Below are 22,576 nucleotides of genomic sequence, written 5' to 3'. Positions count from 1 at the left end.
AGCCCGGAGGCTCGCAGTGAAATCGAAGACTTGGTTCTCCCTCAGCATCGGCGCCCTGGTCCTGGCGGCCGCCTTGCCCGCCACGCAGGCGCTGGCCCAGACCAAGGGCGGCACGCTCAACATGATCGTCCAGCCCGAGCCGCCCGTGATCGTCACGGCCATCAACCAGCAGGGTCCCACCCAGTTCGTCGCCGGCAAGATCTACGAAAGCCTGTTGACGTACAGCACCGACCTCAAGCCCCAGCCCGGCCTGGCCAAGTCGTGGGAAGCCTCGAGCGACGGCCTGACCTACACCTTCCACCTGCAGGACAACGTCAAGTGGCACGACGGCAAGCCGTTCACCGCCGACGACGTGGTCTTCACGCTGTCGGACATGCTGCCCAAGACCCATGCGCGGGCCCGCGTGATTCTGAACAAGTTCGTCGATTCGGTGCAGGCCAGCGACCCGAAGACGGTGGTCATCAAGCTGAAATCGCCATTCCCGGCCTTCATGCTGATGTTCGAACCCGGCTTCGCGCCGATGATGCCCAAGCACATCTACGCCGGCACCGACTACATGACCAACCCGGCCAACCAGAAACCGATCGGCACCGGCCCGTTCGTGTTCAAGGAATGGAAACGCGGCGAATACATCAAGCTGGCGCGCAACCCCGACTACTGGAAGCCCGGCAAACCCTACCTGGATGAGCTGGTGTTCAACGTGATCCCGGACGCGGCCTCGCGCGCGGTGGCGTTCGAGCGCGGCAGCGTCGACGTATTGCGTGGCGGCGACGTCGACAACGTCGACATCAAGCGCCTGCGCGCCCTGCCCAAGGTGGAATACACCACTGCCGGCTGGGAGATGTTCTCGCCCCAGGCCTACCTGATCTTCAACATGCGCAAGCCGCCCTTCGACAACCTGAAGGTGCGCCAGGCGGTGATGGCCGCGATCAACCGCAACATGGTGGTCAACAACATCTTCTTCGGCCTGGGCAAGGTCTCGACCAGCCCGTTCGTCACCACCGAGATGTTCTACGACAAGAACATGCCGCCGATGCCCTTCGACATGAAGAAGGCGCGCGCGCTGATCAAGGAATCGGGCATCAAGCCTGGCGACTACACCATCCGCCAGTTGAGCTTCCCGTACGGCTCGACCTGGGACCGTCTGGGCGAATACACCAAGCAGGCGCTCGAGCAGCTGGGCTTCAAGGTCAACCTGGAATCGACCGACGCCGGCGGCTGGGCCAGCCGCACCGGCAACTGGGACTTCGACCTGACCACCAACTTCACCTACCAGTACGGCGATCCGGCGCTGGGCGTGCAGCGCCTGTACATCTCCTCCAACATCGTCAAGGGATCGCCGTTCGCCAACGTGCAGGGCTACAGCAACCCCGAGACCGACAAGCAGTGGGAGGCCGCCGCGTCCGAAGTCGATCCGGCCAAGCGCCAGGCGCTCTACACGCAGCTGCAGACCACGCTGGTCAATGAAGTCGCCAATGGCTTCCTGGTGGACATGGAGTTCCCCACGCTGTATCGCGCCAACGTCAAGAACCTGGTCAAGACCGCCATCGGCCTGAACGAATCGTTCGACGACGTCTACATCGAGAAGTAAACGCCGCAAGCCGCGGGCGGCGCCATCCGGCCCGCCCGCGGCGCCCGGCCGCGCGACGGACGTCCGCGCCCGTCCACGGAGGACCCAGAGCATGAAATTCCTGTCTTTCCTGGTTTCGCGCATCGGCAAGGCCCTGGTGGTCGTGCTGGGCGTGGTCATCATCAATTTCTTCCTGATCCGCCTGGCGCCCGGCGACCCCGCCGCCGTGCTGGCGGGGCAGGCCGGCGCGGGCGATGCCGCCTACGTCGAGCAACTGCGCGTCGCGTTCGGGCTGGACAAGCCGGTGCTGACGCAGCTGTTCCTGTACCTGAAGGGCGTGGTCCAGCTGGACCTGGGCTTTTCCTACCGCAACCACGTGCCGGTGCTGGACCTGATCGTCGAACGCCTGCCCGCCACCTTCCTGTTGATGTCGTGCGCCTTCGTCTTCTCGATCGTGCTGGGCGTGCTGCTGGGCGTGGTCGCGGCCAAGGCGCGCTACCGCAACAAGCGCCGCTGGATCGACAGCTCGGTCATGACCGGCGCGCTGCTGCTGTATGCCACGCCGCTGTTCTGGCTGTCGCTGATGGGCATCCTGCTGTTCTCGGTGGTGCTGGGCTGGCTGCCAGCCTTCGGCATGGAAACCGTGGGCGCCGGCCTGACCGGCTGGGCCCGCGCGGCCGACATCGCGCAGCACCTGATCCTGCCGACGGTGACGCTGGGCTGCTTCTTCATGGCGGTGTACGTACGCCTGACGCGCGCCTCGATGCTGGAAGTGATCGGCATGGACTTCGTCAAGACCGCGCGCGCCAAGGGCGTCAGCCCCGGCCGCGTGATCCGCGCCCACGTGCTGCGCAACGCACTCTTGCCGGTGATCACCTTCGCCGGCATCCAGCTCGGCCAGATGGCCGGCGGCGCGGTGCTGACCGAGACCGTGTTCGCCTGGCCCGGCATCGGCCGACTGATGTTCGACGCGCTGCTGCAACGCGATTACCAGCTGCTGCTGGGCATTTTCCTGGTGACCTCGATCATGGTGGTGGTGTTCAACCTGTTGACCGACGTGCTGTATCGCCTGATCGATCCACGCATCAGCGCGGGCGCGCAACAAGGAGCCGCGGCATGAAGCAATTCGCCCGACGCTATATGCGCAACTACGGCGCGGTGGCCGGACTGGCCATCGTGCTGGCCGTGGTGATCGTGGCGCTGGCCGCGCCGCTGCTGTACGAGGATTCGCCCTGGATGATGGTGGCCGATCCGCTGATCCCGCCCTTCACCGATGCCGCCTACCCCTTCGGCACCGACATGCTGGGCCGCGACATCACCGCCGGCCTGGTGTGGGGCGCGCGGGTCTCGCTGATGGTGGGCCTGCTGTCGACCGCCGTGGCGCTGGTGTTCGGCATCGTCGTCGGGGCCATCGCCGGCTACTGCGGCGGCCGGGTCGACGACGCGCTGATGCGCTTCACCGAGTTCTTCCAGACCATCCCGCAGCTGGCGATGGCGGTGGTGCTGGTGGCGATCCTCGGGCCGTCGATGTATTCCATCATGGGCGCGATCGCGGTGGTGTCCTGGCCGCCGGCGGCGCGGCTGGTTCGATCCGAGTTCATGACCCTGAAGCAGCGCGAGTTCGTGCAGGCCGCCATCGTCATCGGCCAGACGCCGGCGCGCATCGTCGGCACGCAGATCCTGCCGAACGCCATGTCGCCCATCATCGTCTCGGCCTCGTTCATGGTGGCCACCGCCATCCTGACCGAATCGTCGCTGTCCTTCCTGGGGTTGGGCGACCGCAACGAGATGAGCTGGGGTTTCATGATCGGCGCGGCCCGCACCATGATCCGCGAAGCCTGGTGGATGAGCGTGTGGCCGGGCGTGGCCATCCTGCTGACCGTGCTGGCCATCAACCTGATCGGCGAAGGCCTGAACGACGCCCTCAACCCGCAACTGCGCAAGCGCGGCGAATAGGAGACCGGCATGAACGCTTCCCCGCCCCTGCTGTCCATCCAGAACCTCAGCATCGCCCTGCCCCGCGGCGGCGACCGTCCGTTCGCGGTGCAGGACGTGTCATACGACATCCACGCCGGCGAGATCCTCTGCATCGTCGGCGAGTCCGGCTCGGGCAAGTCCATGAGCGCCAACGCCATCATGGGCCTGCTGCCCGACTACCTGACGCCGCAGCAGGGCCGCATCCTGCTGCGCGGCACCGACCTGCTGCGCCAGGACGAAGCCACCCTGCAAGGCATGCGCGGCAAGGACATGGCCATGATCTTCCAGGAACCGCTGTCGGCGCTGAATCCGCTGATGACGGTGGGCGAACAGATCAACGAGGTCATGCGGGTCCACAACGCCTATCCCGGACCGGAGCGCATGCGGCGCACGCTGGAACTGCTGGCCTTCGTCGGCCTGCCCGATCCGGCCACGCTCTACCATGTCTATCCCTTCCGCCTGTCGGGCGGCCAGCGCCAGCGCGTCATGATCGCCATGGCGCTGGCGCTGGAACCGGCGCTGCTGATCGCCGACGAGCCGACCACGGCGCTGGACGTCACCACCCAGGCCCAGATCCTGGCGCTGATCGCCCGCATCCAGAAGGAAAAGGGCATGGGCGTGATGTTCGTCACCCATGATTTCGGCGTGGTGGCCGAGATCGCGCACCGGGTGGCGGTGATGGAAAAAGGCGTGCTGGTCGAACAGGGCCCGGCCGAGGAGGTGCTGAACCGTCCGCGCCATCCCTACACCCAGCGCCTGATCGCGGCGGTGCCGCACCGCCGCGGCGAGGAACGCGCCTCCGCCACGCCGGAACAACCGGTGCTGGAGGTGAAGGACCTGAGAAAGACCTACGTCGTCGGCCATGGCTGGCTGGGCGGCAAGCGCGAGGTGCATGCGGTCGACGGCGTCAGCTTCAGCGTGCGGCGCGGCGAGACGCTGGGCATCGTCGGCGAGTCGGGCTCGGGCAAGTCGACCATCGGCAAGTGCCTGCTCAAGCTGGTCGGCATCAACGGCGGCCAGTTGATCTTCAACGGCCAGGACATCGCCGCCATGCCCGAATCGCGCTTCCGGCCGCTGCGCAAGGACATCCAGATGATCTTCCAGGATCCCTTCGCCTCGCTCAATCCGCGCCATACCGTGGGCCGCATCATCAGCGACGGCCCGGTCGCCAACGGCGTGCCGCGCGCCCAGGCCGAGGCTCGCGTGCGCGAGCTGCTGTCGCTGGTGGGATTGGACCCGTCGGCGTTCGACCGCTACCCCAATCAGTTCTCCGGCGGCCAGCGCCAGCGCATCGGCATCGCCCGCGCCCTGGCGCTGGAACCCAAGGTGCTGGTGGCCGACGAATCGGTATCGGCGCTGGACGTGTCGGTGCAGGCGCAGGTGCTGCAACTGCTGCACGACCTGCAGCAGCGCCTGAAGATCGCGCTGGTGTTCATCACCCACGACCTGCGCGTGGCCGCCCAGATCTGCAATTCGGTGCTGGTCATGCACCGGGGCAAGGTGGTGGAATACGGATCGCCCAGCCAGATTTTCGACAACCCGCAGCACGCCTACACGCAACAACTCATCGCCGCCGTGCCCGGCCAGCACTGGGATCCGACCCAGGCGCAGGCCGCGGCCTGAAGCGGCCATCACAACCAGGAGACTCGCATGCAACGCCCGCCCGCCGTGCCCACCGTCCAGATCGACAACGACCAGGTCACCGTCACCGAATGGCGCTTTCCGCCCGGCGGTGAAACCGGCTGGCACCGCCACGGCATGAACTACGTGGTGGTGCCGCAGACCACCGGCCCGCTGCTGCTGGATACGCCCAACGGCCAGGTCACCAGCCAGCTCACCACCGGCGTGTCCTACTACCGGCCGGTGGGCGTCGAACACAACGTCATCAACCCCGGCGACACCGAATTCGTGTTCGTCGAGATCGAGATCAAGCAGCCGGGGCAGGCTCCGGACTCCGGCTGTTCGCACTGACGCGCAAAGGAACACCATGAAGGCGTTTTTCTCGGAAGAACAGCTGCTGCACACGCCGCAGCAGTTCATGCGGCTGGGACGCATCAGCGCTCCCACCGACCTGCCGTCGCGCGCGCACAGCCTGCAAGGCGCGTTGGCGGCCCGTGGCATCGCGGTCGAGGCGCCGCCCGACTACGGCCGCCAGCCGCTCGAGAGCATTCACAGTCCGGACTACCTGGATTACCTGGAAAGCGCGTTTTCGCGCTGGCAGGCGCTCAGGGGGCCGGGCGTGGATCCCGGCCCGGAAGTGCTGCCGAACCTGTCGCCCTACTACAGCGGCCGCATCGAAACGGCTGGCCGTGGCCCCTGCCCGTCGCCGTCGATCGTGGCGCAGACCGGCTACTACCTGAGCGACCTGTCCTGCCCCATCGGCCCGCACACCTGGCGCTCGGCGCTGCGCTCCACCCACAGCGCGGTGGCCGCGGCCGAGCACGTGGCCGCCAGCGGCGGCGCGGCCTATGCCCTGTGCCGGCCCTCGGGCCACCACGCCCATCGCGACCGCGCCGGCGGCTTTTGCTACCTGAACAGCAGCGCGGCCGCCGCGGCCCGGCTGTTGCAGAGCTGGTCCAAAGTGGCGGTGCTGGACGTCGACGCGCACCATGGCGACGGCACCCAGAACATCTTCTACCAGCGCGCCGACGTCATGACGGTGTCGCTGCATGCCGATCCCGCCGGCTACTACCCGTTCTACACCGGCTATGCGCACGAGCGCGGCCATGGCGCCGGCGAAGGCTGCAATCTCAACCTGCCGCTGCCGCACGGCGCCGGCAACGACCCGTTCCTGCGGGCGCTGGACACGGCGCTGGCGGCGCTGGCCGGCTACGGGCCGCAGGCGCTGGTGCTGGCGCTGGGCTTCGATACCTACAAGGATGATCCCATCAGCGTGCTGCGGCTGGACATCGACGCCTACCGCGACATCGGCGCGCGCGTGGCCGGCCTGGGCGTGCCCACGGTGGTGGTGCAGGAAGGCGGCTACATGGTGCAGGCCATCGGCCCGGCGCTGGACGCATTCCTGCAAGGCCTGGCCCGCGCCTGAACCCTGCCATGAGCAACCCCGCCGCCGTTTCCTCCGTCCCGGCCCCGGCCGCCGGCTCGCGCCAGGCCGGCATCCTGCTGTTCTTCGCGGCGCTGGTGGCCTTTGCCACCTTCGATGCCGGATCCAAGCAGATGCTGGCCCGCTATCCGGCGCCGTTCCTGAACATCGTGCGCTATATCGCCGTGGCGATCCTGGCGCTGGCGCTGCTGTGGCGCCAGCGCTGGCCCGGCCTGCGCGCCGTCCCCCACAAGCCCCTGCTGGTGCTCAGAGGCGTCATGCTGGCAACGGTCGGCACCTGCTTCATGACGGCGCTGATCTGGATGCCGCTGTCCGAGGCCACGGCCATCTACTTCACCTCGCCGCTCATCATGGTGGCGTTGTCGCCCTGGCTGCTGGGCGAACGCGTGCGGCCGGTGCAATGGGCCGCGGTGGCGGCGGGCTTCGTCGGCATGCTGTTGATCGTGCGGCCGGGCGGCGACCTGCCCTGGCTGGGCACGCTGCTGATGGCGGTGTCCGCGGTCAGTTACGCGGTCTTCCAGGTGCTGACGCGCAAGCTGTCGGGCAAGGTGGCCGGGCCGGTCCAATACGCCTATACGGCGTTCATCTGCCTGATCGTCACGGCGTTGCCGGCGCCCTTCTTCCTGCCGGATCCCTGGCCGGGCCCGACCGACATGGCGCTGATCGTCGGCCTGGGCGCCTGCAGCGGGCTGGCGCAGATCCTGCTGATCGCGGCATTCCAACGGGTGGCGGCCGCCACGCTGGCGCCGCTGAACTACTTCCAGCTGCTGCTGGCGGTCGCCTTCAGCACCTTCTGGTTCCAGCGTCCCCCCGACGGGCTGGCGCTGGCCGGCATCGCGATGATCATGGCGTCGGGCATATTCCTGGCGCTGCGCCGCGCCGGCTAGCGGGCAACGGCTTCAGCTGGTTTCGCGCCGCACCAGCGTGAAGCCCAGGTCCACGTGACGCTGCGCGATGGGCTGCCCCGCCAGGTGGCGCATCAGCAGTTGCGCCGCTTCCCGGCCAATCTCGTAGCGCGGCGTGGCGATGGTCGACAGCGGCGGCGTGGTCCAGGCCGTTCCCGCAAAGTCATGGAAACCCACCAGCGCCATCTGGCCGGGCACGCTCACGCCCAGCCGGCCGCACTGGAACACCGCGCCCTGCGCCAGGTCGTCATTGCAGAAGAACACCGCGTCGCAATCGGGATGTTCGGCCAGCAGGGCTTCCAGCAGCGCCGCCCCCAGCGCGATCGAGGACTTCTCGGGCGTCATGATCTCAAGCGCCGGGTCGTGCAGGCCGGCATCGCGCAGGGCCTGGCGGCAGCCTTCACAGCGCCTGAGCGAGCGCGGATCCAGCTGGGCGCCGACGATGCCGATGCGTCGGCAACCGCGCTCGACCAGGTGCCGGCCGGCGGCGTAGCCCGACTCGAACTGCGAGAAGCCGACGCTCATGCCATCGCTGTCCTCCAGGGTTTCGATGGTATGGACCGTGGGCATGCCCTGCGCCCGCAGCAGTTCCCAGACCCCCGGGTTGTGGTCGATGCCGGTCAGGATCAGGCCGTCGGGCAGGTGCTGCAGGTACTTGCGCAACAACGCCTCCTCGGCATCGGGCGAATATCCCGTGACGCCGATCAGCAGGTGATAACCCTGCTCGTCCAGCACCTCCTTGATGCCGCTGATGATGTCCACGAACACCACGTTGCTCAACGACGGAATCAGCACCACGATGGTCTGCGAGCGCGCCGACGCCAGCGCGCTGGCGGCATGGTTGGGCACGTAGCCCAGTTCCTGGCAGACCTGGGTGATGCGCAGGCGCACCGCCTCGGCCACCTTGTCGGGGGTGCGCAAGGCGCGCGACACGGTGATCGCGCTGACCCCGGCGCGGCGCGCGACCTCTTGCATGGTCACGCGGCCGGCGCGGGTGCTGCGGGGCTTTCGGATGGACATCGGCCGTTCTGAGCGGTTGGCGAGTCCGTAGTCTGACGTAAAGATCAGGGCTTGCCAAACCAAAAATGTTAGCGCTAACATCGACACCGCGATACCCATAAAAATTCCGGAAAACGGAACGAGGAGACAAGCATGCATGGTTCCCCCCCGGGGCGGCCCGGTGCCGGCCCGATGGCGCGCGCGGCGGATTGGTGCGCTCGATTGCAGACCTGGCTGATGGCCGGTTGCCTGGCGGTCATGGTGGTGTTGCTGTTCGGCAATGTCGCCATGCGCTACCTGTTCAATTCCGGCATCAACGCCTCCGACGAAATCTCCCGGCTGGCCTTCGTCTGGCTGATCTTCCTGGGCGCGGTGCTGGCGTTGCGCGATCACCAGCACATCGGCGTCACGATGCTGGTGGAACGCTTCGGGCCGGCCGCGCGCCGTGTCTCGCACGTGGTCTGTCAGTTGCTGGTGCTGTGGATGCTGTGGCTGCTGGCCGACGGCAGCTGGGCCCAGACCCTGATCGGCCTGGATACCCGCCTGCCCGTGACCGCGATGCCGCTGGCGGTGTTCAACGCCGCCGCGCTGTACGCCGCCGTCGCAATGGGCCTGCTGACCCTGTTCGACCTGGTTCGCGTGCTGGCCGGCGGCCCGCTGCCCGCGGAATCCAGCCCCGAAGACCCGCTGGTCTGACCCCGGCCCCTTGCCTCCACGTTCGGACCCGCCCCAATGATCCTGACCATTTTCCTGCTGGTGCTGCTGGGCTTCATCGCCCTGGGAATGCCGATCGCGTTCGCGCTACTGTTGAGCGCGGTCGCCATGATGTTCCAACTCGATTTCTTCGATACCCAGATCCTGGCGCAGAACATGCTGTCGGGCGCCAACAGCTTCACGCTGATGGCGGTGCCGCTGTTCATGCTGGCCGGCGAACTGATGAACGCCGGCGGCATTTCGCGCCGCATCGTCAACCTGGCCAGCATGTTCGTCGGCCACATCCAGGGCGGCCTGGGCTACGTCGCCATCTTCGCCAGCGTGCTGCTGGCGGCCCTGTCCGGCTCGGCCGTGGCCGACGCCGCCGCGCTCGGCTCGCTGCTGATTCCCATGTTGCGCGAGAAAGGCTACGACGCCGGCCAGGCATCCGGCCTGATCGCGGCCGGCGGCATCATCGCGCCGATCATCCCGCCGTCGATCTCGTTCATCATCTTCGGCGTCGCCACCAACGTTTCCATCACCAAGCTGTTCTTCGCCGGCATCGCGCCCGGCCTGATGATGGGCCTGACGCTGGTGGCGGTGTGGACCTGGGTGGCGCGCAAGCACGGCGCCATCAAGCCCGCGCCGCGCCAGCCCTGGAGCGCCCGGCTGCGGGCGCTGCGCGAATCGGCCTGGGCGCTGCTGCTGCCCGTCATCATCATCGGCGGCCTGCGCGGCGGCATCTTCACGCCTACCGAAGCGGCGGTGGTGGCCGCCGTCTACGCGCTGCTGATCAGCCTGTTCGTCTACCGCGAGATCGGCCTGCGCCACCTGCTGCCGCTGTTCATCAACGCCGCCCGCACCACCGCCGTGGTGATGTTCCTGGTGGCCGCCGCCATGGTCTCGTCCTACATGATCACGCTGGCCGACATGCCGCAGGACCTGATCGCCCTGCTGGAGCCGGTGCTGGACCACCCCAAGCTGCTGATGTTCGCGCTGCTGGTCCTGCTGACGCTGATCGGCACGGTGATGGACCTGACGCCCACCATCCTCATCCTGGCGCCGGTGCTGATGCCGGTCGTCACGCAGGCCGGCATCGACCCGGTCTACTTCGGCGTGATGTTCGTCATGGTGGGTTGCGTCGGCCTGCTCACGCCGCCCGTCGGCACCGTGCTCAACGTGGTCTGCGGCGTGGCCCGCATCAACATGGAAACCATCTGCAGGGGCGTGTGGCGCTATGTCGCGGCCTACACGCTGCTGCTGGTACTGCTGGTGATCTTCCCCGAGCTGATCACCGTCCCCGCGAGCTGGATGCACTGAGGCCCGTACACAGAGGCGCCGACCCCGCGCCATTCAGAAGAAGCCAAGGAGGAACAACCATGAACATCCGTTTCAAGACCCGTCTCGTCGTGCTGGCGGCCGCGCTGTCCTGCGCCTTCGCCGGCGCCGCCGCGGCCGCCGACGTCAAGCCGCGCCTGATCCGCTTCGGCTACGGCCTGAACGAGGACAGCGTGCAGGGCCGCGCCGCCCGCCACCTGGCGCAGGAACTGGAGAAGATCAGCGGCGGCAAACTGAAGATGAAGACCTTCGGCTCGGCCAACCTCGGCTCGGACGAGCAGATGCAGGGCGCGCTGGTCGGCGGCGCGCAGGAAATGATGGTCGGCTCCACCGCGCCGCTGGCCGGCATGGTCAAGGAATTCGGCGTGTTCGACCTGCCGTTCCTGTTCAACAGCGAAAAAGAAGCCGACGCGGTGCTCGACGGCCAGCTCGGCCAGGACCTGCTCAAGAAGCTGGAAGCCAAGGGCCTGGTGGGCCTGGTGTACTGGGAAAACGGCTTTCGCAACATGACCAACTCCAAGCACCCCATCGTGCGCGCCGAGGACATGCAGGGCATCAAGCTGCGCGTGATGCAGAACCAGATCGCGCTGGGCGTCTTCAACACCCTGGGCGCGAACGCGGTGCCGATGCCGTTCTCGGAACTGTTCACGGCGCTGGAAACGCGCACGGTCGATGGCCAGGAGAACCCCATCACCACCATCCAGAGCAGCAAGTTCTACGAGGTGCAGCCCTACCTGACGATCACCCGCCACGTCTACACGCCCTGGGTGGTGCTGGCGTCCAAGAAATGGTGGGACAAGCTCTCGCCCGACGAACAAAAGCTGGTGCGCCAGGCCGCCGAGGCCTCGCGCGACTTCGAACGCAAGGACAGCCGCGCCGATTCGCTCAAGGCGATGGGCACGCTGGAAAAGGCGGGCATGAAGATCAACACCGTGTCGCCCGAGGAAGTGGCGCGGATGCGCGAGAAGGTGCAGCCCGTGGTCGACAAGTACACCCAGGAACTCGGCCCGGACCTGGTCCGGCAACTGAACGCCGAGATCAGCAAGGCACGCAATTAGGTCCCCGGCGCGCCCGCCGGCGCGCCACGCATCACCGAAGCACACGAGGCACCCATGACCGACACTCCCCGCAAGCTGCGCAGCCAGAAATGGTTCGACGATCCCGCCCACGCCGACATGACGGCGATCTACGTCGAGCGCTACCTGAACTACGGCCTGACGCGCCAGGAACTGCAATCGGGCCGGCCCATCATCGGCATCGCCCAGACCGGCAGCGACCTGGCGCCCTGCAACCGCCACCACCTGGCGCTGGCCGAACGCATCAAGGCCGGCATCCGCGACGCCGGCGGCATCCCGATGGAGTTCCCGGTGCACCCGCTGGCCGAGCAGGGCCGCCGCCCGACCGCGGCGCTGGACCGCAACCTGGCCTACCTGGGCCTGGTGGAGATCCTGCACGGCTATCCGCTGGACGGCGTGGTGCTGACCACCGGCTGCGACAAGACCACGCCCGCCTGCCTGATGGCGGCGGCCACCGTCGACATTCCCGCCATCGTGCTGTCCGGCGGCCCGATGCTGGACGGCTGGCATGACGGCCAGCGCGTCGGGTCCGGCACGGTCATCTGGCATGCCCGCAACCTGATGGCCGCGGGCAAGCTGGACTACGAGGGCTTCATGACGCTGGCCACCGCCTCCTCGCCCTCGATCGGCCACTGCAACACCATGGGCACGGCGCTGTCCATGAATTCCTTGGCCGAGGCGCTGGGCATGTCGCTGCCCACCTGCGCCAGCATCCCCGCGCCCTACCGCGAACGCGGGCAGATGGCCTACGCCACCGGCCTGCGCATCTGCGACATGGTGCGCGAGGACCTGCGCCCGTCCCGCATCCTGACGCGCGAGGCCTTCGAGAACGCCATCGTCGTCGCCTCGGCGCTGGGCGCGTCCAGCAACTGTCCGCCGCACCTGATCGCCATGGCGCGCCATGCCGGCATCGACCTGAGCCTGGACGACTGGCAGCGGCTGGGCGAAGACGTGCCGCTGCTGGTGAACTGCGTGCCCGCCGGCGAACACCTGGGCGAGGGCTTCCACCGCGCCGGCGGCGTGCCGGCCGTGATGCACGAACTGCTGGCCGCCGGCCGCCTGCACGCCGACTGCGCCACCGTGTCCGGCAAGACCATCGGCGAAATCGCGGCCGGCGCCAAGACCCACGACGCCGACGTCATCCGCGGCTGCGACGCGCCGCTCAAGCACCGCGCCGGCTTCATCGTGCTGTCGGGCAATTTCTTCGACAGCGCGGTCATCAAGATGTCGGTGGTGGGCGAGGCGTTCCGCCGCGCCTACCTGTCCGCGCCCGGCGACGAGAATGCCTTCGAGGCGCGGGCCATCGTGTTCGAAGGACCGGAGGACTACCACGCGCGCATCGAAGACCCAGCCCTGAACATCGACGAACACTGCATCCTGGTCATCCGCGGCGCCGGCACGGTCGGCTATCCGGGCAGCGCCGAGGTCGTCAACATGGCGCCGCCATCGCACCTGATCAAGCGCGGCATCGACTCGCTGCCCTGCCTGGGCGACGGCCGCCAGAGCGGCACCTCGGCCAGTCCGTCGATCCTGAACATGTCGCCAGAAGCCGCCGTGGGTGGCGGTCTGGCGCTGCTGCGCACCGGCGACCGCATCCGCGTCGACCTGAACCAGCGCAGCGTCATCGCGCTGGTGGACGAAGCCGAACTGGCGCGGCGGCGGCAGGATCCGCCCTACCAGCCGCCGCCGGCCCAGACGCCGTGGCAGGAGCTGTACCGGCAACTGGTCGGCCAGTTGTCAACCGGCGGCTGCCTGGAACCCGCCACCCTGTACCTGAAGGTGGTCGAAACGCGCGGTGATCCCCGGCATTCGCACTGACGGCGGCGGCAACGCTCCGGCGACGCCCGCAATGTAGAGGAAAAAGATGCGTTGATTTCGGCGCGTCACGCAGGGGCCGGGCTTTCAGTCCGGCCTCAGCGACCGGCCGCCGGGCCGCTCGGCTCGTCGGTGTTTTCCTTTGAGATATCAGGCGCTTGCGGGCTAGGGCGCGTCAGCACGTAGGCGGCGCTTGCCAGGAAAAAAAGGCCGACGCCGGATGCGAGCAAAGGCGACGGATGCGCGCCCCACCAGAACAGGCCGTAGCCCACCGCCATGCCCAGCGAGGCATACAGCTTGCCTTTGCGCGACACCGCCCCCTGCTCGCGCCAGGCGCGCAGCGACGGGCCGTAGGTGGGGCTATCCAGCAGCCAGCGTTCCAGCCGTGGGGACGAACGCGAAAAGCAGGCCACCGCCAGAATCAGGAAAATCGTCGTCGGCATCACCGGCAGGAAGGCGCCGATCACGCCCAGCGCCAGCATCGCGCAACCCAGGATCAGCCAAAGTGCTTTCATCATGATGGGGTGCAGGATAACGCAGTTGCCTGCCCGGAACATTTGCGCCCTCCCTTCGGTCAGATCCCCTCCCGCCGCGACCGGCGCCCCCTCCAGGAGGCCTTCTTGACCACCGAACCGCTCAACGCCAAGACCCGCCGCCCGCGCGCAGCGCCCGCGGTGCCGCCCGCCACCGAGACGGAAGGCACGCCGCTCATGCACATGAAGAAGGCGCTGGCGCAATTGCAGGCCGGCCGCCAGACACCGGAACGGGTACAAGCCGCGGGATTGCTGGCCAGCGCCATCGCCTGGATCAACATCCTGACCTGCAGCTAGCGCGCCTGACCGCCCGCCGGACGCGGGACAGCATGGCCCGGGCATCGCGATGCGGGCCCATCGAACGCGCGGCGCCCCTGCGCGCATTCGTGCCGGGACGCGAAAATGCTCTAGTCATCTAGATGTCACTCTCGAGGCATATCTTCTCCACCGATCCACTGCCTCGAAGGTATCCACCCATGCTTACCCTGCCCATCATCCAGGACCTGTTCGCCCGCCATGGCGCCGCCTACTACGGCGGCGAAGCCATCAGCCAGACCGAACACGCGCTGCAATGCGCGCAACTGGCCGAACAGGCCGGCGAGTCCGAAGCCGTGATCGTCGCCGCGCTGCTGCACGACCTCGGCCACCTGATGCTGGCCGAGAGCATCACCACCGACATGCGCCACCAGGATGTGGCCGCCGAAGCCCTCGCCCCGCTGTTCGGCGACGCGATCACGGCGCCGGTGCGCCTGCACGTTGCCGCCAAGCGCTATCTGGGCGTGATCGAACCCGCCTATCTGGACACCCTGTCGCCCGCCTCGGTGCAGAGCCTGGCGCTGCAGGGCGGCGTGTTCACCCCGGCACAGGCCGACGCGTTCGCCGCGCAGCCACACGCCCAGGCCGCGGTGCGCCTGCGCCGCTATGACGACCAGGCCAAAGTGGTCGGCCTGTCCACGCCGCCGCTGGAACACTATATGGAAATGGTCGGGCGCTGTTTGCAGGCCCGTTGAATCCGGGGCGAGAGATGCCCCGACGCGGGAAGACTCGGACACGTCCCCGCGCTGTTCAGCAGTCCGAGATTTGGCCCGCAGCCCTAGCCGGACACTTCGAAAGAACCAATCATCTGACGCGGCGAAAAATCATTCGCCAACTTGCGGCCGGCGGATACCGCCGGCCAGACCTTTGGTTCTTCCCGGAGATAACGTGAACAGTCCCGCCATGCAAACCATGATGTACGACGCCAATCGCAAAAGCGTCGGCGTGGCCTACCTCCTATGGTTCTTCCTGGGCAGCGCGGGCGGGCATCGCTTCTATACCGGCAGGACCGGATCGGCCATCGCCATGCTCGCGCTCACCATTGTCGGCATCGCCCTCAGCGTCATCGGCGTGGGATTGGTACTGCTGGCGGCCGTGGGAATCTGGGTGATCGTCGACGCCTTCCTGATTCCCGGCTGGATCCGCAATACCAACATGCGGCTGGCGGCGACCCTCTCGACCGGCAACATCCCCCTGCCCTGAAAGCCGGATCAGCTCCGCAGCCAGCCCGCGGGCTCGGCGCGCTTGCCATGCACGTAATTCCACTCGGCACTGCAGGCCGAGCAGACGAATGCTTCGTGCCGCGCCCCGCCCTGCACCGCGGCAAGGCTGCGCACGTAGCCCAGGCTGATCAACTGGTCATGGCCCGCCGCGCCCGAGGTGGCCCGCACGATTGCCCTGCAATCTTCACAATCCGCCATCGCCCTCACCTTTCATTTGTCTTTCAATTCCTCTTGCGGGGAATCCTACAAAATGAAACGGGGCACAGTTTCATGAATTCTCACGAACTCCGGGCGCGGCGGTTTGAGCAGTCCCGGGCATCAATCGGACTCGCTCTCCTTCTTGCGCGACCGGAACGCCGCGACCTTCATCCGGTTGCCGCATAGCGCCATGCTGCACCAGCGGCGCCGATGCGACTTGGTCCTGTCATGGAACATGAGCGTGCAGTCATGCGCCTCGCATTGCCGCACAAGCGCCAACGGCGTGTCGGTCAGCAATTCGACGATGGCTCGGGCAACAGGCTCGAGCATGCCGGCCGCGTCGTCCAGGCGGCGCGGCCTGACCGCCTTGAAGGACTGGCTGGCGCCGTCCCACGCCAATTCCGTGGCCGCCCCGCCCGCCTTGAGCACGTGGTTGACCACGCTGGCGTCCGAGTCGCCGCCCGACTTGGCGGCCTGCAACAAGGATCGAGCGCTTTCGCGCAATTGCAGGGCCAGCTCCCGCAGGCCCGGGGGCGCCACGCGGGTCCCCCGCGGCAACACATCCGCCAATTTCAACCATGCGAGCACGGCGTCATCGTCGCCGAAACAGTCGTGGCGCGCCGCCCCCACCCCGTATTCAGTGTTGATGAAATCGAGTGCAAGGTCGTCGCCCACGAAAAGCGGGGGTTTTTGATTTTGTGCGGTGTCTGGCATGGGATAAATGTAACCTATAAAAATAAATTTGACCAGTTACTAGAATCCAAAGTAACCTGAAAAACCAAATTCAACGGTTACAAAGGAAATGCATCATGACTTCGAATAGCGCGACGGAAACCAGCGGCCTGCCCTCGACCCCGTTGACCGCGGGCGTATCCGCGGCCGATCTGCAGGTCCATCATCGGTTCGAACAGGTGGGAGACGTGAAGGTGTTCTACCGGGAGGCAGGCCCGCGCGATGCGCCCATCGTGCTTCTGCTGCACGGCTACGCCGCCTCTTCATTCATGTACCGCAATCTCATCCCGCTGCTTGCGGACGGGTACCGCGTCATTGCGCCCGACTTGCCCGGCTTTGGCTTCACCGAAGCCCCCGCGCGCGGGCAATATGACTACACCTTCGACCAGCTCGCCAAGACCATTGGACAGTTCACGCGGCAACTGGGGCTGGATCGCTACGCCATGCAGGTGTTCGACTATGGCGCCCCGGTGGGCTGGCGCCTCGCCGCGGAACACCCGGCGCGCATCAGCGCCATCATTTCGCAGAACGGCAACGCGTACGAAGAGGGGCTGGGGGCGGGCTGGGCGCCGATCCAGAAATACTGGAAGGACCCATCGCAGGCCAACCGCGACGCCCTGCGCGAGTTCGCCACGCCGGCCTCGATCCGGTGGCAATACCTCGAAGGCGTTCCGGACCAGACCCTTGTGGCCCCCGACGCGATTGCGCTCGAAGGCCACCTGGTTTCCCGGCCCGGCAATGCCGACGTCCAGCTCGACCTGCTGCTGGACTACGCCTCCAACGTCCAGAAGTATCCGGAGTTCCAGGCGTACTTCCGCAAGCACCAGCCGCCGCTGCTGGCCGTGTGGGGCAAGAACGATCCCTTTTTCCTGCCCGCCGGCGCCGAGGCCTGGCAACGGGATATCCCGGGCGCCGACGTGCGCTTCTACGACACCGGCCATCTGGCGCTGGAAACCCACGGAGCCGAGATCGGCGCGGTCATCCGGCGGTTTCTGGATAAGAACGTGAAGTGAAGCGCGGCCGGTATGTCTCTTTGACATACCGCGCCAATTCCAGCTCCACCTGTGACATGGGCGACAAGTTACTTTCCGGGTACAGGAGCCGCTGTGCAGCCGCTAGCGTACTCCGTGCACATCGTTCGGCTTTGGTGACGGCCGGCGCCGTCGGGGCATGGGAGTCAAACACGACAAGGGACATTGCAGCTTCTCCTGGAAAGAACATACGCACTGGCGGCAAGCCCTGAGCAAGTAGCGTACCTGCATGAGTCCGTCCCGCATTCGACATGAAGCGCATACAGGCGCACGCCCTCTCCGGAAAGATGGGTGGCGTGTGCCCATCGGTACGCCAAAAAAATAAAGCCCGCTTTCGCGGGCCGCAAATGGTCCGGTCGCTCGACAACAGGCTATTCAGCCAGCATCGCTTCCAGATAATGCTGTGCCTTGATGGATGTGAACCTCACGATTTCGAGGCCATTGCGCTCCGCAAATGCGACCGCTTCGGCCGCGGAATAGCGATAAGCGAACGTGGGGTGATACCAATCAAAATTGATCAGATCACAATGCTCGCTGGAGAAATTCTTGTTGTGCCAACATTTCAGGAAATGATCGTAGATGAACTCCTGAATTGAATACGTGCCCGTCTTGATGCCAAGGAACGGCAGATCCTGGGTTATCCTGATCTCCCCCGCGCAAGCCTGCAGGTCGGCCCCCAGCCTTGTAAACTGATTCGCCACAGCGAATGCCTCGTCGTTCCCCATGGGAACAATTGCGGCACGGAAAGCATCGTCAAGCGCTTCTCGCATCGGGGCTTTCTTTGCGTACACCGACACGGCGACCTTTCCGCCTGGCTTCAGTTGGGACACCAACGATGAGTAGGTCTTGGCCGGATCCGGCGTGTGGTGCAGGGCTGCTCGACAGATCACGTAGTCGAATTTCTGGCTTCCTGGCAGCGGATTGGAGATATCCCACTGGACAAACTTGGCCTCGGCAGGCGCATCGATCGTATCGAGCGAGCCATGGATATCCGCTCCCACATATTCGAGGTGAGCTGGCATGGGTGATTCATACAGACGCCGGGTCACGTCGCCAAAGCCACAGGCAGCATCCAACACCGAAATCGGCCCGACACTCGCGCGGGCCCTGATCTCGTCGAACAAATCCGCCCAACCAAGCTGGCGTCCGGGCATGACCATGGCAGCCTCGGGGTTCGCCTCGACGAATCCCTGATAGTTCAGATCCTTCCCCCATTGCTTGGAATAGTGGTCGGCAGTGCGCTTTGTGCTCTGATCGTCTTGATTGGCAGCAGTCATGATGGGTCCCCATTGGCTGGAATTTTCGCCGCCATCTTACCGCACCATCGGAGCATGTTCGGGGGCGAACAATGGGCTCAATACAATGGACTTCCAAGGGAAACTACCCAAAAAGCGCGAAATGCCCCGCGCGAAACCCAAAGCAAAAAGCCGCGAAGTCCAGGACTGTCGCGGCTTTTCAGGGTGATGCCTGACTAGCTCTATCAGGCATTCACTTTGCAGGAATTTGGTAGGCGGTATTGGAATCGAACCAACGACCTCCACGATGTCAACGTGGCGCTCTAACCAGCTGAGCTAACCGCCTGCAAAGAAGAAGAATTATATAGTGCTTTTTTAAACTGTGCAAATCGTCTTTTCAGATTTTTTGCTGTTTTTATTTCGTTGCTTTTTCGTTGCTTATCAGGCTTCAAAAATTATCTGGCTTCAGAAAATGCCGCGAATCGTCTGGATCATGCGTTTTTGCCGCATGTTGTGGCACATGCGCATTTGGCAGATACCTTCGATTCACTAAATTCTTCAGCCGCAACGGCCGGGTTCGTGGTTTTCACCTTCCCTGCCAGCACTGCTTTTCCCTTCTATTTCTTCGCGTCTGCGGCATGCACCGCAGCAACGAAGAACGAGATTCTATCAGAACTTTTTATTCCTTGCTCGACCTCGACGCCACTGCTCACATCGACCGCCCACGGCCGCACCGATTGCACCGCCGCGGCAACGTTGTCGGGGTTCAGACCGCCCGACAGGATCAGCGGGCGCGACACGGGATCGGCCGCCACGTCGGCGAGCAAGGCATGGTCGAAACCATGGCCGCTGCCGCCGTAGCCCGCGCTGTAGCTGTCGAACAGCCAGCCGGCGGCTTCGCCGAAGGCGCGGCAGTACGTCGCCAGGTCTTCCGGCGTATCCAGGCCGGGCGCGCCGGCACGGAATGCACGCAGGTAGCGATGGCCATAGCGCGCACAGTCCGGCGGCGTTTCGTCGCCATGGAATTGCAGCAGCTCCGGTCCCACCTCGTCGAGCACCGCCTGCACCTGCGACGGATCCGGGTTCACGAAGAGCGCCACCACGTCCACGAAGGCCGGCACCGCGCGGCGCAGTTGCGCCGCGCGGGTCGGCGTGACGTAGCGCTTGCTCTTGGGATAGAAGACAAAACCGATGGCATCGACGCCGGCCGAGACGGCGGCGTCGATATCTTCTTCGCGGGTCAGGCCGCAGATCTTGATGCGTGTGCGCATGGAATTCACCGCTTGTGTCGCTCGGCGCGACAGGTCCGATCAGTATAAGGGAACGCTCTCCGGCCCCGGCGCGCCGGCCCGGCCGGGCGCGTTCAGGCGGCCGGCTGGCCCAGCGTGGCCATGAGCGAATCGAAGCTGCCCTCGGCCACGCGGAACCAGGGGATTTCCTTGTCGCGAAAGGCGGTCATGCTTTCGTACAGCTTCTTGAACATGGGATCCTTGCCGCTCAACTCCTGGTAGAGCTTGAGCGCGGCCTCGTGGGCGGCTTGCAGCATCGGCCTGGGGAAAGCCTTGAGCTGCGCGCCGCGCTGCACCAGCCGGCGCAGGGCGTCGGGATTGCCGGCGTCGTACTTTGCGATCATGTTGGAAGTGGCCATCCGCGAGGCCAGCTCCAGCGCCGCCTGGTAGGACTTGGGCAATTCGTCGTGCGCGTCCTGATTGACGTACAGCGACAACTGCAACGTGCCCGCCCACCAGCCAGGAAAATAGTAGTTCCGGGCGACCTTGTAGAGCGCGAGGCTCTCGTCATCGTGCGGACCGATCCAGGCCACCGCATCGACGCCGCCCTGCTCCAGCGCCGCATAGGTATCGGCGATCGGCAGGTCCACCGGCGCGGCGCCCATGCGGGCCAGCACCTGGCGGGCGAAACCGCCGGCCTTGACCTTCAGGCCGCGCAGGTCGTCCACCGTCTTGACCTCGCCGCGAAACCAGCCGCCCATCTGGGCGCCGGTAAAGCCGCAGGGAAAGTTGAGGATGTTGTATTTGTCGAACAACACGCGGGTCAGCGCCAGCCCCTCGCCCTGGATCATCCAGGCATTCATCTGCCGGGTATTCAGGCCGAATGGCACGCCGGCATCGAAGCACAATGCGGGATCGGTATCGAAGAACCGGGTCGACGCGGTGTGGCCGCATTCGACGACGCGCTGTTGCACCGCGTCCAACACCTGGCCGGCGTCCACCAGATCACCGGCGGAGAATATCTCGATGCGGAACTTGCCGTCGGTGACGTCGCCGACATAGCGCGCCACGTCCTCGGCGCCGGCGAACAGCGTCGGCGACTCGTTGGGGAAGCTCGATGCCAGCCGCCACGAAACCGCCGGCGCATCCTGCGCATACGCCGGCGCGGCGATCACGGCGCCGCTCGCGGCCCCCAGGGCGGTTCGTTTCAAAAACGCGCGGCGTTGCATGAGACAGGCCTCCATTGGGCGCCGGCCGGCGTCCGGCTAGGGCGGGTTGCCCGACGGTCGGGTGAAGGGCGACAGCAACAGGGCTCCGCCATCCAGCTCGTCCAGGCCGAACTCGTCCGGGTAATCGATGGCCGACAGATACAGGCCATCGGGAGAAAACGTGGGCGCGCCGCGCCGGCGGTCGCGCCATGAAAGCAGTTGCGCCATCCAGTCCACCGACTCGCGCCCCTGCCCAATCTGCAGCAACGCGCCCATGATGTTGCGCACCATGTGATGCAGGAACGCGTTGGCCCGCAGCGTGAACACCAGGAACGGACCGCGCTCGTCGATGTCGAGCCGATGCATGATGCGCACCGGGTGTTTGGCCTGGCACTGCGAGGAACGAAAACTGGAAAAATCGTGCTCGCCCAGCAAGGCGTTCGCTGCGCCGCGCATGGCATCGACATCCAGGGGCTGGTAGCACCACCCGGCGCGGCCGGCCCAAAGAGCGGGACGCACCCGGCCTCGCCACAGCAGGTAGACGTAAGTCCGGGCGCGGGCCGAAAACCGGGCGTGGAACGCGTCCGGCACCGCCTTGGCCCATTGTACGGAAATGCTGGAGGGCAGGAAGGCATTCACGCCGCGCACCCAGGATTCCATGCGGCGATCGAGCGTGGTGTCGAGGTGGATAACCTGCATCGCGCCATGCACGCCGGTGTCTGTGCGGCCGGCGCAGATGGTGGGGACCGCGTCCGTCACGCCACAGAACTGCGCCAGCGCGGCCTCCAGTGTGTCCTGCACCGTCTGCCGGTGCGGCTGGGTCTGCCAACCCTGCCAGGCGGAGCCGTCGTATGCCAGCCCCATTGCAACTCTAGGCATCGTTCAAATCCGGGGACCGCCAACCGGGCGCGGTTCGTCCGTCGGCGGTTCGTCCAGGTCGAGGCTGATGGAATCGAGCTTGCGGTTCAGCGCCGCGGTGTCCAGCACCGGCTCGTTATAGGCGTAGGTTTCCTCGTCGTCATCGCCGCGCCGCGCGCCCGCGCGTCGCAGCACCCAGGCGATGGCGAAAGCGATCAGCGCCAGCACGGCGGTGACGATGACGAGAAGGTTGTCGGCCAACCAGGCCGGCATCGAAGAAGTCAAATCCTTATCCTTGTTCTTGTCGGCCGACGCCTGCGCGGCGGCCTTGTCCTGTTGCGCGGCGGCCGTCGACGGACCGGCGGCGCCGGGCGTGCCGGAGAGGCCCGGCGCTCCCGTGGCGCCGACGGCGCCAGGGGTGCCCGATGCGCCTGCGGCACCCGTTGCGCCGGGCGAGCCCGATGCGCCCGCCGCGCCAGTCGCGCCAGGCGTGCCCGATGCACCCGCCGCGCCAGTCGCGCCAGGCGTACCCGATGCGCCCGCCGCTCCGGTCGCGCCAGGCGTGCCCGATGCACCT

At 66.2% G+C, this 22,576-nt stretch carries 23 protein-coding genes, 1 tRNA gene and 1 pseudogene; 15 read left to right on the top strand and 10 right to left on the bottom strand.

What is annotated here, in order from left to right; all coding sequences use genetic code 11:
* The first annotated feature begins 16 nt into the window (after nucleotides 1-16).
* From DK459_RS24595 to DK459_RS24565, 7 genes are all read left to right on the top strand, one after another.
* Nucleotides 17-1,591, top strand: coding sequence for an ABC transporter substrate-binding protein (locus DK459_RS24595; RefSeq protein ID WP_006387979.1), 1,575 nt, complete (start codon nucleotides 17-19; stop codon nucleotides 1,589-1,591).
* A 91-nt stretch (nucleotides 1,592-1,682) separates the two neighbouring features.
* Nucleotides 1,683-2,690 carry an ABC transporter permease gene (locus DK459_RS24590; RefSeq protein ID WP_006387978.1) on the top strand — a complete coding sequence of 336 codons (1,008 nt, stop codon included), beginning with the start codon at nucleotides 1,683-1,685 and terminating at the stop codon, nucleotides 2,688-2,690.
* A complete protein-coding gene (locus tag DK459_RS24585) occupies nucleotides 2,687-3,526 on the top strand; it encodes an ABC transporter permease (protein ID WP_006387977.1) in 840 nt (279 codons plus the stop codon). Before DK459_RS24590 ends, DK459_RS24585 begins: the two co-directional genes overlap by 4 nt.
* 9 nt (nucleotides 3,527-3,535) lie before the next feature.
* Nucleotides 3,536-5,170, top strand: coding sequence for an ABC transporter ATP-binding protein (locus tag DK459_RS24580; protein WP_110135129.1), 1,635 nt, complete (start codon nucleotides 3,536-3,538; stop codon nucleotides 5,168-5,170).
* A gap of 27 nt (nucleotides 5,171-5,197) precedes the next feature.
* Entirely contained in the window at nucleotides 5,198-5,518 is a 321-nt protein-coding gene (locus DK459_RS24575) for a cupin domain-containing protein (RefSeq protein ID WP_006387975.1), read from the top strand.
* Nucleotides 5,519-5,534: 16 nt separating this feature from the next.
* Nucleotides 5,535-6,593 (top strand): histone deacetylase family protein, encoded by a 1,059-nt coding sequence (locus tag DK459_RS24570; protein ID WP_070542268.1) that lies wholly within the window; start codon nucleotides 5,535-5,537, stop codon nucleotides 6,591-6,593.
* An 8-nt stretch (nucleotides 6,594-6,601) separates the two neighbouring features.
* A complete protein-coding gene (locus DK459_RS24565) occupies nucleotides 6,602-7,498 on the top strand; it encodes a DMT family transporter (RefSeq protein WP_006387973.1) in 897 nt (298 codons plus the stop codon).
* A gap of 12 nt (nucleotides 7,499-7,510) precedes the next feature.
* Here DK459_RS24565 and DK459_RS24560 read toward each other — a convergent pair whose 3' ends face one another.
* Nucleotides 7,511-8,536, bottom strand: coding sequence for a LacI family DNA-binding transcriptional regulator (locus tag DK459_RS24560; protein WP_006387972.1), 1,026 nt, complete (start codon nucleotides 8,534-8,536; stop codon nucleotides 7,511-7,513).
* Nucleotides 8,537-8,668: 132 nt separating this feature from the next.
* Here DK459_RS24560 and DK459_RS24555 point away from each other — a divergent pair, with 132 nt between their 5' ends.
* The 4 genes from DK459_RS24555 to DK459_RS24540 are packed head-to-tail and all read left to right on the top strand — an operon-like array spanning nucleotide 8,669 to nucleotide 13,440.
* A complete protein-coding gene (locus tag DK459_RS24555; RefSeq protein WP_047993522.1) occupies nucleotides 8,669-9,211 on the top strand; it encodes a TRAP transporter small permease in 543 nt (180 codons plus the stop codon).
* Nucleotides 9,212-9,247: 36 nt separating this feature from the next.
* Nucleotides 9,248-10,528 carry a TRAP transporter large permease gene (locus DK459_RS24550; protein ID WP_020927028.1) on the top strand — a complete coding sequence of 427 codons (1,281 nt, stop codon included), beginning with the start codon at nucleotides 9,248-9,250 and terminating at the stop codon, nucleotides 10,526-10,528.
* A 59-nt stretch (nucleotides 10,529-10,587) separates the two neighbouring features.
* The gene (locus DK459_RS24545) at nucleotides 10,588-11,604 is read left to right on the top strand and encodes a TRAP transporter substrate-binding protein (RefSeq protein WP_006387969.1); all 1,017 of its coding nucleotides are present in this window, start codon (nucleotides 10,588-10,590) and stop codon (nucleotides 11,602-11,604) included.
* Between the two features lie 54 nt (nucleotides 11,605-11,658).
* Complete coding sequence (locus tag DK459_RS24540; RefSeq protein ID WP_006387967.1) at nucleotides 11,659-13,440, top strand: IlvD/Edd family dehydratase; 1,782 nt, start codon at nucleotides 11,659-11,661, stop codon at nucleotides 13,438-13,440.
* Nucleotides 13,441-13,535: 95 nt separating this feature from the next.
* Here the strand turns inward: DK459_RS24540 and DK459_RS24535 are convergent, their stop codons facing one another.
* A complete protein-coding gene (locus tag DK459_RS24535; RefSeq protein ID WP_081247877.1) occupies nucleotides 13,536-13,955 on the bottom strand; it encodes a YbaN family protein in 420 nt (139 codons plus the stop codon).
* A gap of 102 nt (nucleotides 13,956-14,057) precedes the next feature.
* On the opposite strand from DK459_RS24535, the gene DK459_RS24530 reads away from it, so the two are divergent.
* The 3 genes from DK459_RS24530 (at nucleotide 14,058) to DK459_RS24520 (ending at nucleotide 15,488) form a co-directional block, all read left to right on the top strand.
* Nucleotides 14,058-14,267, top strand: coding sequence for a hypothetical protein (locus DK459_RS24530; RefSeq protein ID WP_024068393.1), 210 nt, complete (start codon nucleotides 14,058-14,060; stop codon nucleotides 14,265-14,267).
* 179 nt (nucleotides 14,268-14,446) lie between these two features.
* A complete protein-coding gene (locus DK459_RS24525) occupies nucleotides 14,447-14,980 on the top strand; it encodes a phosphonate degradation HD-domain oxygenase (RefSeq protein WP_024068392.1) in 534 nt (177 codons plus the stop codon).
* A gap of 193 nt (nucleotides 14,981-15,173) precedes the next feature.
* Nucleotides 15,174-15,488, top strand: coding sequence for a TM2 domain-containing protein (locus DK459_RS24520; RefSeq protein WP_006387962.1), 315 nt, complete (start codon nucleotides 15,174-15,176; stop codon nucleotides 15,486-15,488).
* Nucleotides 15,489-15,496: 8 nt separating this feature from the next.
* On the opposite strand, the gene DK459_RS24515 is transcribed toward DK459_RS24520, so the two are convergent.
* Nucleotides 15,497-15,706 carry a hypothetical protein gene (locus DK459_RS24515; RefSeq protein WP_035183331.1) on the bottom strand — a complete coding sequence of 70 codons (210 nt, stop codon included), beginning with the start codon at nucleotides 15,704-15,706 and terminating at the stop codon, nucleotides 15,497-15,499.
* 120 nt (nucleotides 15,707-15,826) lie between these two features.
* On the bottom strand, nucleotides 15,827-16,420 hold the full coding sequence (locus tag DK459_RS24510) for an ABATE domain-containing protein (protein ID WP_054444183.1): 594 nt from the start codon (nucleotides 16,418-16,420) through the stop codon (nucleotides 15,827-15,829).
* A 95-nt stretch (nucleotides 16,421-16,515) separates the two neighbouring features.
* On the opposite strand from DK459_RS24510, the gene DK459_RS24505 reads away from it, so the two are divergent.
* The gene (locus DK459_RS24505; RefSeq protein ID WP_110135128.1) at nucleotides 16,516-17,451 is read left to right on the top strand and encodes an alpha/beta fold hydrolase; all 936 of its coding nucleotides are present in this window, start codon (nucleotides 16,516-16,518) and stop codon (nucleotides 17,449-17,451) included.
* 389 nt (nucleotides 17,452-17,840) lie between these two features.
* Here the strand turns inward: DK459_RS24505 and DK459_RS24500 are convergent, their stop codons facing one another.
* From DK459_RS24500 to DK459_RS24475, 6 genes and pseudogenes are all read right to left on the bottom strand, one after another.
* Nucleotides 17,841-18,746 (bottom strand): class I SAM-dependent methyltransferase, encoded by a 906-nt coding sequence (locus DK459_RS24500; RefSeq protein WP_054444185.1) that lies wholly within the window; start codon nucleotides 18,744-18,746, stop codon nucleotides 17,841-17,843.
* Nucleotides 18,747-18,973: 227 nt separating this feature from the next.
* A tRNA-Val gene (locus DK459_RS24495) sits at nucleotides 18,974-19,050 on the bottom strand.
* A 271-nt stretch (nucleotides 19,051-19,321) separates the two neighbouring features.
* The gene (locus DK459_RS24490) at nucleotides 19,322-19,975 is read right to left on the bottom strand and encodes a phosphoribosylanthranilate isomerase (protein WP_006387957.1); all 654 of its coding nucleotides are present in this window, start codon (nucleotides 19,973-19,975) and stop codon (nucleotides 19,322-19,324) included.
* A 92-nt stretch (nucleotides 19,976-20,067) separates the two neighbouring features.
* The gene (locus tag DK459_RS24485; protein ID WP_006387956.1) at nucleotides 20,068-21,162 is read right to left on the bottom strand and encodes a TRAP transporter substrate-binding protein; all 1,095 of its coding nucleotides are present in this window, start codon (nucleotides 21,160-21,162) and stop codon (nucleotides 20,068-20,070) included.
* A gap of 36 nt (nucleotides 21,163-21,198) precedes the next feature.
* Nucleotides 21,199-22,020 (bottom strand): tRNA pseudouridine(38-40) synthase TruA, encoded by an 822-nt coding sequence (gene truA / locus DK459_RS24480; protein WP_045953095.1) that lies wholly within the window; start codon nucleotides 22,018-22,020, stop codon nucleotides 21,199-21,201.
* A gap of 3 nt (nucleotides 22,021-22,023) precedes the next feature.
* Nucleotides 22,024-22,576 (bottom strand): annotated as a pseudogene (locus DK459_RS24475) (peptidoglycan-binding protein LysM); the annotation flags it as partial.

Origin of the sequence: Achromobacter sp. RW408 (assembly GCF_003184165.1) — a bacterium.
Taxonomy (GTDB): domain Bacteria; phylum Pseudomonadota; class Gammaproteobacteria; order Burkholderiales; family Burkholderiaceae_B; genus Achromobacter; species Achromobacter xylosoxidans.
This window is presented reverse-complemented; position numbering and strand designations above follow the sequence as displayed.